We start from the raw sequence: 15,237 nt of genomic DNA, 5'->3' as shown, positions 1-15,237 counted from the left end.
TAACATGTTAGAAAAATTTAGTTTAGAAGGTAAAGTTGCATTAGTAACTGGCTGTAAACGTGGTATTGGTAAAGGTATCGCGTTGGGTTTAGCGGAAGCTGGTGCTGACATTATTGGTGTATCAGCAAGTTTAGAACTTGAAGGTTCAGACGTTGAAAAAGAAGTTAAAGCGTTAGGCAAAAACTTTAAAGGTTATCAATGTGATTTTGGTGATCGTGAATCACTTTATGCTTTCATTAAAGAAGTTAAAGCTGACTTCCCTAAAATTGATATTTTAGTGAACAATGCCGGTACCATTTTACGTGCTCCAGCTGCTGAACATGGTGACGACTTATGGGATAAGGTAATTGACGTTAACTTAAATTCTCAATTTGTTCTTAGCCGTGAAATTGGTAAAGAAATGGTTAATCGTGGTAGCGGTAAAATTATTTTCACTGCTTCATTACTTACTTTCCAAGGTGGTATTACTGTACCTGGCTATGCGGCAAGTAAAGGCGCTATTGGTCAATTAGTGATGGCTCTTTCTAATGAGTGGGCTGGTAAAGGTGTTAACGTTAATGCTATTGCACCAGGCTACATTGATACAGATAACACAGAAGCACTTCGCAACGATGCCGAGCGCAACGCAGCTATTTTAGGCCGAATTCCACAAGGTCGCTGGGGTAATCCAGAAGACTTTAAAGGGCCTGCAGTGTTTTTAGCTTCTGAAGCTGCAAGTTATGTTAATGGCGCTATCTTATTGGTAGATGGCGGCTGGATGGGGAGATAATCTCAATGACAGTTCAAAACCTTAATTTTAAAAACAACGTAAACTTTATTAATGGTGAATATATTTCATCAAAAGTTGACGGTGAAATTGATATTTTAAGCCCTTCGACGGGTGAAGTTATCGGTGTTATTCCTAAAGGCTGTGCCGAAGACGCACAATTAGCTTTAGAAACTGCCGATGCCGCGCAAAAAAAATGGGCAAAATTAACGGCACGTACACGTCAAAATATTTTGCGTAACTTTGCGAACAAAATTCGTGAAAACAAAGCTATTCTTGCGCCAATGTTAGTGGCAGAACAAGGTAAATTATTATCTGTAGCTGAAATGGAAGTTGATGTAACAGCCACTTTTATTGATTACGCGTGTGATAATGCCTTAACGATTGAAGGTGATATTCTTCCGTCAGATAACGAAGATGAGAAAATTTACATTCATAAAGTACCACGTGGTGTAGTTGTTGGTATTACGGCTTGGAATTTTCCATTAGCACTTGCTGGTCGTAAAATTGGTCCTGCGTTGATCACAGGTAATAGTATTGTTTTAAAACCAACACAAGAAACACCTTTAGCAACTACCGAATTAGGTCGTTTAGCTAACGAAGCAGGTATTCCTGCAGGTGTATTGAACGTAATTAATGGTTCAGGTTCAGTTGTTGGCCAAGCATTATGTGAAAGCCCGATCACGAAAATGATCACCATGACAGGCTCAACTAAAGCCGGTAAGCAAATTTACAAAACATCAGCAGAATACATGACACCAGTTATGTTAGAGCTTGGTGGTAAAGCGCCAATGGTTGTTATGGAAGATGCAGACTTAGATGCGGCTGTAGAAGGTGCCTTATGGGGACGTTTTGCTAACTGTGGTCAAGTATGTACCTGTGTTGAACGTTTATACGTACAAGAAAGTGTTTATGAAAAATTCATGGACAAATTTGTACCAGCCGTTAAAGCGCTTAAAGTTGGTGATCCAATGGACCCTGAAACACAAATGGGACCAAAATGTAACCAACGTGAAATTGAAAACATTGATCACATCGTACAAGAAAGTATCAAACAAGGTGCTACTGTTGCGACCGGCGGTAAAACCGCTACAGTAACTGGCTATGAAGGTGGTTGTTGGTATGAACCAACCTTATTAGTTGATGTGGCACAAGACAATATTGCTGTACACGAAGAAACCTTTGGCCCGGTTTTACCTATCATTAAAGTAAAAGATATGGACCAAGCCATTGAATACTGTAACGACAGTATTTACGGTTTAAGTGCTTACATTTACACGCAAAACTTCTTTGACATTAACAAAGCGATTAATGATTTAGAAGTGGGTGAAGTATACGTTAACCGTGGTATGGGTGAGCAACACCAAGGTTTCCACAATGGCTGGAAACAAAGTGGTTTTGGTGGCGAAGACGGTAAGTTTGGTCTTGAGCAATACCTTGAAAAGAAAACGGTTTATTTGAAAGAAACTAAATAGATTTTAGTACCAAGTAACTGGGGTTTTCCCGTCTCCAGTTTTTTTATGCAGTCATTGGTTTATCTAATGACTGCTTTTTTTGGCCTGTAATCTATTATGTGCTCATATTTCAAAAAAGGTTTAAAGTATTAGACTATTAAATAATTACTCTGAAGTTTTCGCTAAATAAATTATAGATAAGTTTAAACGTATCCCACTCAATTTGTTTTACTCTAAAAGAGTTTGTGACTTTAGCTAGTTTAAATTATTTAGTTAAACATAGGACGATAGTAACAAGTAGAAGTTACGTCTACCGAACCATTAAGTGTGATAACCCTAATAGTAACAACACATAATATGGCACATAGAACTTTTAATTTTTTCCTATAGGTACATGATCTTACTGCTTTTATCTTTCATATTTTTTTGACATAAAGTAACAGCTTTAATCGAAAAATATACTATATTGATTGAATGACCTTTCCTTTTATATAACGGTTCAGTAATGCAAATTCTAAATAAATTTAAAATTAAAACGCGAATGATAATCCTTTCCATATTACCACTTGTGGTTACAGTGATGTTCGCATTAGAAAAACTTGAACAAGCATATGCTCAACAAGAAAAAATTCATCAGCTGGAAATTGTCTTAAAATATGGAAATGTAACCTATCCATTTATATCAACACTTTTAAACGAAGCTTATTACAGTCGTCAATATATCGATAGCCTTGATAACGATGTAGAAGATAGCTTTAAAAAAATGCAAATTTATAATAAAAGAGCACTTAAAGCTCAGGCAGATTATTCCAATTTCATCAATTCTAATTCAGATAAACTGGCTCGATTTGAAGTTTTATCGAGCCAAATAAAACAAGTAAAATCTATGTTAGATACCTTAGAGTATGTGCGAAAAGGGGCTGAAAATAAAAGTCACACCCATGATGAACAAGGTAAAATAACGCATGTTATGTGGCAGTTTAACCTCACTGCCAGAAAGCTCGTATTAACCCTAAATGAAATAGCGGTTATCTCTAGTCACAACGAAACGCTTAGTAGAATGTCGAATGCATACTTCAATTTGGTTTTTGCGCTGGCTGAAACTTCTTTCCATAATGCGTACGCTTATACATCAATCAATAAGCAAATAGACGTGTACATATTTGGAGAAATTTTTCGTGGTGCAACGTCTGTGAGCAGAGCACATGAGCTATTTAATAGCTTTGCAACGAATGAATCTAAAATTTCTTTTCAAGAGATGATAAATCATCCTGATTACAAAACATGGGACGATATTGCGCTTCAAGTCAGAGCAAACATATATCAAAATGTAAATAAAAAAATACCTTTGCAAGAAGCTGTTGATTGGAATCAAATAAACAATAGCGTCGTCCAACTCTACGATAAGATGATGGAGCAAGTGCTTTCTCAAATCATTGAAACAAAAGATAACCTTATTAGTGAAGCGAAATTTCAAGTAATTAATACAATTATACTTTTATCAGTGGTTTTAGTCATTATTGGCCTGATTTCATATCTGGTAGCAAACAGTATAGTAAAACCTTTAAAACGTATGGTTCAGCTTTTTACCGAACTTGCCACACAAAAGGATATGTCGACTAAGCTTAATGAACAGGGTGATGATGAATTATCTGAACTTAGCAAAGCTTTCAACACATTAATATTAAGCTTTAGAAAAACTTTATTAGGCGTTCAAGATGAAACAGGCCATATACAAAGTGCAAGTCAAATTGTTAGCCAATCTATGGCTGATACATCTGATTTGCTGACTAGCCAGCAATCTTCAACAGACAGTATATCTGTAGCAATCAATCAAATGACGACCACAATTGAAGAGGTTGCTAATATGGCGACCATGACTTCTGACAGTGTGCAAAAAACGTTTGAATTATCGATATCAAGTGCTGAAAATGCGAAAGACAGTAAAAAAGTGATGGAACAACTTACCGAAGAAGTTGGCAGCACAGCAATACTTATTGAGCGTTTAAATGAAGACACAGAGCAAATTGGTAGTATATTAAATGTTATTCAAGGTATTGCTGAGCAAACAAACCTCTTGGCTTTGAACGCAGCAATTGAAGCGGCAAGAGCTGGCGAGCAAGGAAGAGGGTTCTCCGTTGTTGCGGATGAAGTCAGAAGCCTTGCTTCAAGAACTAGAGAATCAACTGAACAAATTCACCAACAAATAGAAACTCTACAGCAGGGTGCTGTATCAGCAGTGCAGAGCATGAATAGCTTACAAAATGAAGGTAAGCATGCTGTTGAAAGCGTTATTAAGAGTGTTGAAGCATTTGAAAGTATTAAAATCGAACTAGATAACGTAACCCAAATGACAATTCAAATCGCTACAGCTTCAGAGGAACAAAGTAGTGTCTCTAATGAAATCAACCAGCGAATTTTAACTATCAAAGGAGATAGCGATAATATAACGCATCAAACCTCAAATACAGTTAATAAAGCTCGTGAAATTGGAGACACTGGAGATCGTTTAAATGAACTTATTCATGAATTTAAACTTTAATTTTTAAGTGAACACTCCTTTACAACTAAGTAGTCGCTAGAAAACTAGCATCGACAAGTTACTTAAAAGAAGGTTAAACGCTTGGCTTTTGCTTCTTAACGATGCGTGAGCCCTATAGTTGTAACTTCGAGTTCGTGCGATACTATAGTGACACTTTGTTTTGTTCTAAATAGGTTTATCATGAGAATTGAACTCGTGACAACACTTAAACGTCAAGCGACTAAAATTTTGGCAGATCTCCATACTTCCAAAAAACCAGTGTTAATTACGGAACATGGGCAACCATCTGATTATTTAGTTGATGTCGATGATTATGAGTTTATGCAACAGCGAATGGCTATTCTTGAAGGGGTAGCGCGCGGTGAGCAAGCCATTAAAAATAGTAATACATTTTCAAATCAAGATGCGAAAGAGAAAATGAGCAAATGGCTGAAGTAGTATGGACATCTCCAGCCCTTGATGATTTAAATGATATAGCTGAATACATTGCTTTAAATAATATACCTGCGGCTAGAAAGTTGGTTCACAAAGTTAACGATAAAATATCAAGGTTAGTAAGTCACCTTGAATCAGGTAATAGACCGAACGAGTTACTTAACTTAAATTACCTCGAAGTTAATGTTAATCCTTGTCGTATTTTCTATAAAGTTGATAGTGACAAAGTTTTTATTTTGCATGTTTTTCGGCAAGAACGAGATCTACGTAGATTTATTCTACAGAGGTAAATAAGCTTAGTATCAAGTTTGAACTGCAACAGGGCAAAATATCGTTGGTCGGCTAATACCTCGCCAATTTAAGCAAACGGTACTTTGCCGATTAGCAAAGCGTTATTTAGCAGGGGGATCCCTGCTACAAATATTTTCTCAATGGAGCATGAAATGCCAATTAAATACACCACTGTGTTTATCTTCCTCATTGCACTAAATGGTTGTGCAACTTCATCAGCGTTAGAAAGGAGTGCTGATAACAATGTAAAGGCTGGCAAATATTATGAATCTATAGGTCAGTCTGAAGTTGCTGAACAGCATCGAAAAATAGCAGCACAAAATCGTAAAGATTCAAGGAAATTTAGCACTCTGTTATTTGATATATTCTTTGATAATGATGACAAGGAGCAGAACTAGCATCGACAAGTTACTTAAAAGAAGGTTAAACGCTTGGCTTTTGCTCCGGTGTTACTTATTTTAACGAACTGTTATTTAGCCGCGTAATGTGGTGTTATGTGTTAAGCATAATGCAAACGAGGAGTTTTTATCAATTGAGTAATTTAGGGATATATATTCTTTTACCAATTAGTATCTTAATTGGTTTTTCGTTGGCTTCACAGGCAGGAGTCAATTCTCAGCTTAGGTTGGCATTAAGTAACCCTATACAAGCGGCATTTATCTCATTTCTTATTGGCACCATTGTTCTTGGTATTATTGCTTTAATTCAAGGAGATTCTTGGTTTAAACCTAACGCATTAGCAACAATACCTTGGTGGGCGTGGTTAGGCGGTTTTTTGGGTGCATTTAATATTGCTATGTCTATATTTTTAGCGCCTAAACTTGGTGCTTTAGTTTTGGCTATTTCAATAGTGTGCGGGCAAGTTATTGCATCATTAGCATTAGATCAAAATGGTTGGTTAGGTTACCCTAAAATTGAAATTACATTTAATCGTGTTTTGGGCGCAATATTTCTAATTGTCGGTATGTTTTTAGTCGCTAAAAAATAGCCAAATAACAACAGGCTATGTGGTTCAATGCATCTAAATATAAGCTAAATGCGGTTAGAGTTAATCAAAATAAAAGTTGATTGATCTAATGTTACTTGCTCGACTTTATGCAATCTTTACAAGCCTAGGTTTGCTCTGACAGTTACCCTTTTTTGATTGGTGACTGTCAGTTAAGGCTTCAGCGAAATTATTTTTAGCCCGTATAGGCTTTCCATCAAGAAATGTTCCCAGCAGAGAAAACAGCGTATTTTGCCTTGTAACTTCGTTCATTGTTCGAGTAATTTATTCGCTCAGTTTTTTGGAATTCCTCTAATGTTGAATACAACTTTTTACAGTACGTAATTTGATTAAACACCTCTACATCGTTTTATTGCAGCATTAGCAGATGCTATTTGTGATGACATTGCCTTAGTTGTAGTTTGGCTTTATCGCTAATTGCCAAGTAAGCTGATTTCAACTTTATTTATTAAAAAGTTAATAACATCAATATGTTAGTTTATATCAAACCGTTCACTTGCCTTAAGGGGCATCAAATAATGACTAATTAAATTGTAAATACTAGGGTTATTGTATAGTGTATACATACTATGTTTAATAAGGTTTTATGTTTATGTTAAGTAAAAAACAGATTTTCGCTCAGTCTGGTTCAGTTATTACTACGATAAGTACCATTGCTTTGCTTGTAGGGCTTTCGTCTTGTGGTCTTACTGAAAATAGCCAAGTAGCATCAAACAACGAAGAAAATGTTACTGCTGTGCCACAACCATTGAAAGTTGCACCATTATCAGATCCTAATAATACCAGTGGTTGGGTATTAAATGAGGATGTTAGTGATGAGTTTGAAGCGCCTACGATGGACGAAGATAAGTGGTACATCGTCGGTAAATTTGAAAATGGTAAACCTGTTTATAAACACCCAGATAAACCAAATAAAAAAGTATGGAAGGGCAGAGCACCATCACAGTTCTCCGGACGAAACTATCGTTTGGAAGATGGTAAACTGAAATTAGAAACGCGTTGGGAGCCAGACTTCCCATTTGAAGAAAAAATCCATAAACCCGTATTTGGTGATGCTTTAAAATATGAAAACATTACCACGGCTTGTATTATTGGACGTAGAGACTTTAAATACGGCTATTTAGAAATAAAAAGTAAAGCAGCCGATGCTGAGGTTTCAAGTGCTTTTTGGGCGATGGGCCCGATGTTAGAAATTGATTTCTATGAACAGTTTGGTTCTCATAGAGCCGAAGGAAAAGCTAAGTTAGATCGCGAATTATGGTGGTCTATTCGTGACTGGAATAAAGTATTGCGTGGTAAGCCAACCTACACTGAGCGTAAAGATCTTGGTTTTAGGGTTGCAGACGACTTTCATGTTTATGGCTTTGAATGGGATGAAAGTGGCGTAAAATATTATGTTGATGGTAAGTTATTCTCTGAGGTAAGTGCAGAGCAAGTTACCGCTTGGGCAAGAGAAAACCGCGATGTGCCTGCTGATTATGATGGTTATGTTGCGACTAAGCCTATTAGTATTTGGTTAGATCAAGAAACCTTCCCTTGGCATGGTGTGCCAGATAGTAAAGAAGATTTAGAATTAAACAGCCCAGAAGGTAAAAAAGATGATGGAGTTGTTGATTTTGAAATTGAATATGTCAGAGTTTGGCAGAAAAAATAGGTATGCAATTTAGCTGTTAGTCTATTTAATTTTAATGTAACAAAATAAAAGAGCCACTATTTGAACAATAGTGGCTCTTTTGTATTTATAACGGCGTATTACCATGATTAACCACCAACAAATGTTTTAATGACAGTAACAATTAAAGGTAATATGTTTATGTAGGTAAGAAGTATGTTGAAAGTTGACTTTAAAAATGCTTAGAATAACAACAACTCAATAAATCAATGTGATGAACTATGAAAAAAATGATCGCCATTAACGATGTTAATTATCCTATCGATGTTGACGAAAATATGCCCCTGTTATGGTTTTTAAGAGACCACTTAGCGTTTACCGGTACCAAATTTGGTTGTGGTAGTGGCTTGTGTGGTGCTTGTACTGTTTTGGTTGATGGTGTCGCAATGCGCTCATGCATTATGCCAATGGCTGCCGTAGTTGATAAAAAGGTTACCACAATTGAGGGCTTATCTGAGAATGGTGATCACCCATTACAAAAAGCATGGGTAGAGAATAAAGTGCCTCAATGCGGCTATTGTCAGGCAGGACAAATTATGAATGCTGCTGGTTTTTTAGCAACCAATAAAACGCCGTCAGAAGAAGAAATTGACACCGCTATGTCAGGTAATATTTGTCGCTGCGGTACTTATCAGCGTATTAAAAAAGCCATTAAATCAGCAGCCTATGAATTAGCAACGGAAGTGAAATAAAATGGATCATCATGTTTTAAATGCTTTAACAAAGTCCCCTGATACGGCTACACCTGAAGCTGACCTTTCAGGTTTTTCTCGTCGTAGCTTTATTAAAGTGATGGCAGCTGCCGCTGGTGGTTTAGCATTGGGTGTTAATATTCCGAGCTTTGCTGGTGATGCTAACAAAGAAAAATTCAACCCTAATGCTTTTATACATTTATCAGCTAATGGTGATTTATTACTTTATTGTGGCCGCTGTGAAATGGGGCAAGGTATTAGTACCGCATTAACTGCAGCAATTGCTGATGAAATGGAAGCTGACTGGACAAAAGTTACGGTAAAACAAGCCGATGGCGATGCTGATAAATATGGCCCGCAAGGTACTGGTGGCTCAAAAAGTGCGCAAGTTATGTTAACGCCTATGCGTGAAGCTGGCGCTGCTGCAAAAGAAATGTTAGTTGCTGCTGCGGCTTCAATTTGGCAAGTGCCGATTAATGAATGTTATGCCGAAAACCATGTTGTTTATCATAAACCCTCAAATAAACAATTACTTTATGGTGAGTTAGCTGCTACAGCGGCAACTATGCCGGTGCCAGAAAAACCCCAGCTTAAAACAAAAGATCAATTTAAATATATTGGTACTGAGTTAGCGCGCCATGATTTAAGTATGGTAGTTAAAGGTGAAAGGAAATACGGTGTTGATACTAAAATACCGGGTATGAAATATGCGACTATTATTCATTGCCCTGTTTATGGTGGAAAATTAAAATCGTTAGATAAATCAGCGGCACTTGCGATGAAGGGAGTTATTGATGTTGTTGAGATCAAGCCGATAAAAATGCCTTTTAGCTCGAATGGTGGCGTTGCGGTTGTTGCTGATAATAACTGGACAGCACAACAAGCGGTAAAACTATTAAAGGTTGAGTGGGATAAAGGTCCACATGGCGATTACGATACCAAAGAGTACCTTAAAACGCTGATCGCTAATGTTGAAAAACCAGCTAAAGTTATTGCCCAACGTGGCGATCTTAATAAAGCTTTTGAAACAGCTGAAAAAACAGTAAAAGCTACATATACCGGTGGTCATTTGTGTCATGCACCCATGGAACCCAATGCGAGTGTTGTTTCGGTTACAGACACCAGCTGTGAAGTGTGGGCGTCAACACAAAGCCCTGCCGATATTCAACGTGTTTTAGCAAATTATTTAGGACGAAAACCAAAAGACATTACCGTACATGTGATGATTTCTGGTGGTGCTTTTGGCCGCAAATTTAAATGTGATTATGTTCATGAAGCTGCGGTGATCTCAAATACTATCAAAGCACCAGTACAGCTTATTTGGACACGTGAAGAAGACATGCGTACTGGCTTTTATCATTCGATTAGTGCCCAGCATATCGAAGCCTCATTAGATGATAAAGGTAATGTTACAGGTTGGTTGCACCGGCTTGCTTTTCCATCAATCAATACCTTATTTAATCCAAATTTAACAAGTGCACCTAAATCGGCATTTAAAGATGTTAATCCGCACCCGTTTTTTATTAAAAACTTTAGAAGTGAAAGTGGTGAAGCACCAGCACATACTCGTATTGGCTGGTATCGTGCGGTTTATGCTGTATTCTTAGGTTTTTCTTACGGTGTTTTTGCTGATGAACTAGCGATTAAAGCAGGTAAATCTACGTTTGAAATGCTTAATCAGTTGTATGATGCGAATAAAAACCCTAAACATAAAAAAATATGCCAACGTTCAAAAGCAGTTCTTGCTATAGCAGCTGAAAAATCTGGTTATGGTAAAACATTGCCCGAGGGCGAGGGAATAGGGATCGCGGTACACTATAGTTTTGATTCATTTGTGGCAATGGCAGTACACGTAAAAGTTACTGGCGATGAAATTAAAGTATTAAATGTGGATGCGGCAATTGATTGTGGCCAAGTGTTAAACCTTGATGGCGCTAAAGCACAAATGGAAGGAGCCGTGGTGATGGGGATGGGCTTAGCTCTATATACTGAAATTACCTTTAGAGAAGGGGCGGTTGTTAATTCAAATTTTCATGATTACCCTGTGTTAAGGATTAACGATATGCCAAATGTTCGAGTACATGCTATTGATTCCGATGAGCCTGCGACTGGCTTAGGTGAACCAGGTGTTGGACCATTTGCTCCAGCGTTGAGTAATGCTATCTACGCCGCTTCAGGTAAGCGTTATCGTAATATGCCATTTAAACCACAAACGGTTTAAAGCTTAAAATCTCTAGCTGATAGCTAACGTTATTAGCTAGAGAACATCTTTCGTTACTATATTTACCTTCAAACCCAATTTACTGTTTATTTTCAAGTGATATCAGGCTTGTAGCCTAGTTATGCGCTATTTTACCTATGTGGTTAATAAATAGTTATTGATTTATAAACATCATATGTTTATATTGTTGTTATTAATATTTTGCTTTTTTCGTAAGACAAAAGAATTAGTTGATTAAGACAAACGAAGTAAAGCTAAAAGTAAACATTAATCATGGCAACTAGCCTAAAGGTACAATAAGAATCTCCTTTTTGCAGTGAAAGAATGAAAGTTTTTAGCACTGCAATTTTTTTAATTAATCCTATGACTGTTTTTAATAACAGCATTAGAAAATAGGGAAAAACCATGGCAACGAATAATTCAAATGTCACTAAATTTTCACTGATCGCCGCCTTTGGTGGTTTTGTGTTTGGTTTAGATTTAATGAATATTTCAGGCGCAATTCGCTATATTAGTTCGTTATTTGAGCTGACTGATGGCCAAATTGGCCGTGTAGTTGGTATTGGCTTTTTAGGTGTTGTTTGTGCCTTATTTTTTATTGGTACCTTATGTGAGCGTTTTGGTCGTAAGCGTATTCTAATTGCAATTGCATTGGCTTACTCTGCCTCTTCTTTATTATCCGCTTTTGCCGTTAACTATGAAATGTTAGTTGTAGGGCGCTTTATTGGCGGAGCAGCATTTGCTTCAATTACAGTTTCAGCTATGTATATAGGTGAAATTGCCCCTGCCAAACTACGGGGTAAATTTGTTTCAGTTAATCAACTGATGATTGCCTTAGGCATTTTACTCGCGTCGGTAGTTAACTACTTCTTAATCAAGTATCTTGATGATATCACCTTTTTAAACAGTGAAAATGTTTGGCGGTATATGCTAGGTGCCGAACTGATTGCTAACTTTGTTTGGGGAGTGTTATTGCTTTCAGTACCTGAGTCACCGCGTTGGTTACTTAAAAAAGGTCGTGATATTGAAGCCAAAAAAATTCTTGAAAAAATTATGCCGGTTGCTGAAATTGAAAGCTTTATTACTGACGTAAAAGAAAGTTTTCATCATGAAACCAAAACGGACACTTTAACTCAGTTAAAAAACTTATTTCATAAAAGAATGCGCTTTGTTCTTTGGGTCGCCATTGTTTATGCCATTGTTCAAGGTGGTACGGGAATGAACGCTATATTGTCGTTCGCTCCGATGGTGTTTGAACAAGTGGGCATGAGTACACAAGATTCATTTATGCAAACCGTGATCATGGGGATTGTTAATTTATCGGCGGTATTTATTGCTATTTTTACCGTGGAAAAACTTGGAAGACGTTTTTTAACTATTGCGGGTTTGATCTTAGTGGTAGCAGCACACAGCGCAAGTTGGTTAGGCTTTAAAGATACAACTTATGTTTTTGACCAAGTTGCTATTGAGAAAATTCAAGCACAATTAAGTAACGAACAGGTTGACCTAACACAACTTGGTGGCTTAGTAGGGCAAACTTTTGACAATGATGTTGCTTTAAAAGCTGAACTCGCCAATTTATTTAATAAAAAAGATTTACCCCTTGTTACAGGCGCTATTATTAACCAAACCATTCAAGGTATTAAACCGTTACTGATCCTATTTGGTATATTTGCCATGTTAGCTGCTTTTAACATGTCGATAGGCCCTATTTTATGGGTGGTATTCTCGGAAATATTCCCAAATAACGTTCGCAGTGTTGCTTTACCTTTTGCTGCCTTAGTACAAACTTTGTCATCTTGGGCGATCAGTGAATTATTCCCTTGGAGTTTGAGTAATTTTGGCGCGGCTAATGTCTTTTTAATGTACGCCTTTATTGGTTTAGTCGGCTTAGTCATCATGTATTTTATTTTGCCTGAAACCAAAGGTAAAACCATTGAAGACATTGAAAAAGACTTAGTAAAAGCTTAATCACACGATTGTTTCACAAGAGAGTATTATGAAGACAGAAAATACAAGTTTAAGCCACCTGATTATTGATTGGGGCACCTCTAACTTTCGTGCTTTTGCTATGAATGAACACGGCCAAGTGGTAAAAGAAAAAACCTTAGCGTTAGGCTTGTTACAAGTGAAAGAAGGTGAGTTTGCCAAAGAGTTACAACAAGTGCTTAGTGGTTGGGCAGAAGGATATGAAAGTTTACCCATTTATATGGCTGGCATGGTTGGTTCGCAACAAGGTTGGGTGAATGTTGATTATGTTGCAACCAATATTGCTGACAAGGTCACCAGCAAAACGTTAGCTAAACATGTGCATTGTTTTGAACTGCCATGGGGAGCTAAAGCGACTATTATACCTGGCGTAAGTCATAAAGCAGAATTTGATTGTTACGACGTTATGCGTGGTGAAGAAGTACAAATTTTTGGTGCGCTGCAAAAAATTGAAAATAATAATCTTCATGCCATTTTACCTGGTACCCATAGTAAACACGCCGTGATTAAAAATGGGCAATTAACTGAGTTTTCATCATTTATGACTGGCGAACTTTTTTCGGTTATTTCACAACATACCATTTTAGGGCGAGGTTTACCTGAGCAAATTAACAGCAATACCGGTTTTATAAAAGGGGTTAAAGCGGGTCAAACCGATAAGTTAACCAGTACACTGTTTAGTGCTCGCACCCACCGTTTATTTAACAACATTGCTGAATCAGAGGTTTTTGATTATTTGTCTGGGCTATTAATTGGTAATGAACTTAAATCAGCGGCAAAAGCAGATGAAGTTACCTTAATAGGTGGTCAAAAATTGTGTGCACGTTATCAGGTTGCCTGTGAAAGTTTAGGCATTAAAGCAAACTATCTTAATGGCGATGAATGTTTTCTCGCTGGAATGGAAAATTTAATTACAGGTTTAAGCAATGAACAATAAAACATTTAATTTAGCTGAGCAATTTCCTTTAATTGCAATTATTCGTGGTGTCTTACCTGATGATGTAATTCGCATTGCCGAGATTTTAATTGAAGAAGGCTTCACTATGATTGAAGTGCCTTTAAATAGTCCTGATGCTTTAGTTAGCATCAAGCGCTTAGTGGAGCGCTTTGGTGAAAATTATTACATTGGTGCAGGTACAGTAACTAATCTTGAAGAAGCCCAAGCTGTAATTGATACGGGCGCTAATTTAGTTGTGACTCCAAATATGAATCAAGACGTTATTAAATTATCGGTTGCCGCGGGCTGTGCTACCTTTCCTGGCGTAGTAACACCAACTGAAGCGTTTAATGCATTAGCTGCAGGCGCAACGGGCATTAAAATATTTCCAGTAACTGCGTTAGGTTTAGATGGCTTCAAAGCATTAAAGTCAGTTTTACCACCAGCAACTTTGTGTTTCCCTGTTGGCGGCATTAACCCAACAGTTGAAAGTATGAAGCCATATACTGATGCCGGAGCACAAGGCTTTGGTTTAGGTTCTTCTTTGTATAAAGCCAACATGTCAGACGACGACGTTCGCAGTAACGCAAAAGCGTTTGTCAAAGCGTTAGCGGCTTGTTAATGAATTTTCAGTGATCTGAAAGATCATTTTTCCCCTTAAGTGGTGGTCATATTTTATGATCACCGCTTTTTTTGGCCGTTTTTCCTAGGGTCTGTTTATCTTTGTTTAATAATTCAGCTGAGAGATAAAATCGCTTTAATCAAGGCTGAAATTATGTCGTTTAGTCATCTAAACCAATAATTTTTAACGCCGAGTAAAGCGATTTTAGCCTCAGCCCACAGGGCAATGGCTATTTTCTGCGCTAGCTGCATTAGAATTTCACTCATTTGGAATTCACGCATTTGGAATAAGCAAACAACGTTCATTATGCTTTGCTATCACTTAAAATAGCCTATTGCTGAAAATATAAACAAAGATCAACAGACCCTAGTTATAAGTAAAAGTTAACATATTAATACCATTCCGTATAAACTTGGTATTAATTAACTGAGGTAGTTAAAAGAATTAGACTGTGTCCACTGTACTTTTTATTTGATACTAGCACTTGGGAGCTTGCTCAAAGCTCACTAATATCGTTAAATTTAGTCACTAAACCTAAACAATTTTGTCTTGTTATTGAACATTGACTACCACCCTGTTGTGGGTATCAATTTATTCTATTGGTATAAAC

14 protein-coding genes are annotated in these 15,237 nt (G+C 37.1%); 13 read left to right on the top strand and 1 reads right to left on the bottom strand.

Annotation, left to right across the window (positions count from 1 at the left end; all coding sequences use genetic code 11):
- The first annotated feature begins 4 nt into the window (after positions 1-4).
- The 13 genes from ACSLUO_RS10485 to ACSLUO_RS10425 all read left to right on the top strand — a co-directional run bounded on the left by ACSLUO_RS10485 (position 5) and on the right by ACSLUO_RS10425 (position 14,627).
- On the top strand, positions 5-769 hold the full coding sequence (locus ACSLUO_RS10485) for a 2,5-didehydro-3-deoxy-L-galactonate 5-reductase (protein WP_448248517.1): 765 nt from the start codon (positions 5-7) through the stop codon (positions 767-769).
- 5 nt (positions 770-774) lie between these two features.
- Positions 775-2,241: an aldehyde dehydrogenase gene (aldA, locus tag ACSLUO_RS10480; RefSeq protein ID WP_448248482.1), complete on the top strand. Its 1,467-nt coding sequence runs from the start codon at positions 775-777 to the stop codon at positions 2,239-2,241.
- Positions 2,242-2,725: 484 nt separating this feature from the next.
- A complete protein-coding gene (locus ACSLUO_RS10475) occupies positions 2,726-4,762 on the top strand; it encodes a methyl-accepting chemotaxis protein (RefSeq protein ID WP_448248481.1) in 2,037 nt (678 codons plus the stop codon).
- Positions 4,763-4,942: 180 nt separating this feature from the next.
- Entirely contained in the window at positions 4,943-5,200 is a 258-nt protein-coding gene (locus tag ACSLUO_RS10470) for a type II toxin-antitoxin system Phd/YefM family antitoxin (protein ID WP_448248480.1), read from the top strand.
- Positions 5,188-5,487: a type II toxin-antitoxin system RelE/ParE family toxin gene (locus ACSLUO_RS10465; RefSeq protein ID WP_448248479.1), complete on the top strand. Its 300-nt coding sequence runs from the start codon at positions 5,188-5,190 to the stop codon at positions 5,485-5,487. The genes ACSLUO_RS10470 and ACSLUO_RS10465 overlap by 13 nt, the downstream gene beginning before the upstream one ends.
- A 153-nt stretch (positions 5,488-5,640) precedes the next feature.
- Complete coding sequence (locus tag ACSLUO_RS10460) at positions 5,641-5,886, top strand: hypothetical protein (RefSeq protein WP_448248478.1); 246 nt, start codon at positions 5,641-5,643, stop codon at positions 5,884-5,886.
- A 134-nt stretch (positions 5,887-6,020) separates the two neighbouring features.
- Positions 6,021-6,476 carry a DMT family transporter gene (locus tag ACSLUO_RS10455; protein ID WP_448248477.1) on the top strand — a complete coding sequence of 152 codons (456 nt, stop codon included), beginning with the start codon at positions 6,021-6,023 and terminating at the stop codon, positions 6,474-6,476.
- Positions 6,477-7,086: 610 nt separating this feature from the next.
- Positions 7,087-8,148 carry a family 16 glycosylhydrolase gene (locus ACSLUO_RS10450; protein WP_448248476.1) on the top strand — a complete coding sequence of 354 codons (1,062 nt, stop codon included), beginning with the start codon at positions 7,087-7,089 and terminating at the stop codon, positions 8,146-8,148.
- 248 nt (positions 8,149-8,396) lie between these two features.
- Positions 8,397-8,858 carry a (2Fe-2S)-binding protein gene (locus tag ACSLUO_RS10445; RefSeq protein ID WP_448248516.1) on the top strand — a complete coding sequence of 154 codons (462 nt, stop codon included), beginning with the start codon at positions 8,397-8,399 and terminating at the stop codon, positions 8,856-8,858.
- Position 8,859: 1 nt separating this feature from the next.
- Complete coding sequence (locus ACSLUO_RS10440; protein WP_448248475.1) at positions 8,860-11,079, top strand: xanthine dehydrogenase family protein molybdopterin-binding subunit; 2,220 nt, start codon at positions 8,860-8,862, stop codon at positions 11,077-11,079.
- A 405-nt stretch (positions 11,080-11,484) separates the two neighbouring features.
- A complete protein-coding gene (locus ACSLUO_RS10435; protein WP_448248474.1) occupies positions 11,485-13,050 on the top strand; it encodes an MFS transporter in 1,566 nt (521 codons plus the stop codon).
- Positions 13,051-13,078: 28 nt separating this feature from the next.
- Positions 13,079-14,005 carry a 2-dehydro-3-deoxygalactonokinase gene (locus tag ACSLUO_RS10430; RefSeq protein WP_448248473.1) on the top strand — a complete coding sequence of 309 codons (927 nt, stop codon included), beginning with the start codon at positions 13,079-13,081 and terminating at the stop codon, positions 14,003-14,005.
- Complete coding sequence (locus tag ACSLUO_RS10425; RefSeq protein ID WP_448248472.1) at positions 13,995-14,627, top strand: 2-dehydro-3-deoxy-6-phosphogalactonate aldolase; 633 nt, start codon at positions 13,995-13,997, stop codon at positions 14,625-14,627. Before ACSLUO_RS10430 ends, ACSLUO_RS10425 begins: the two co-directional genes overlap by 11 nt.
- A 164-nt stretch (positions 14,628-14,791) precedes the next feature.
- Here the strand turns inward: ACSLUO_RS10425 and ACSLUO_RS10420 are convergent, their stop codons facing one another.
- Entirely contained in the window at positions 14,792-14,932 is a 141-nt protein-coding gene (locus ACSLUO_RS10420) for a hypothetical protein (RefSeq protein ID WP_448248471.1), read from the bottom strand.
- Between the last annotated feature and the right edge of the window lie 305 nt (positions 14,933-15,237).

It is taken from the genome of Thalassotalea agariperforans, from assembly GCF_053470345.1.
Note: the sequence above shows the minus strand (reverse complement) of the source record. Positions and strands in the feature narration are given on the sequence as shown.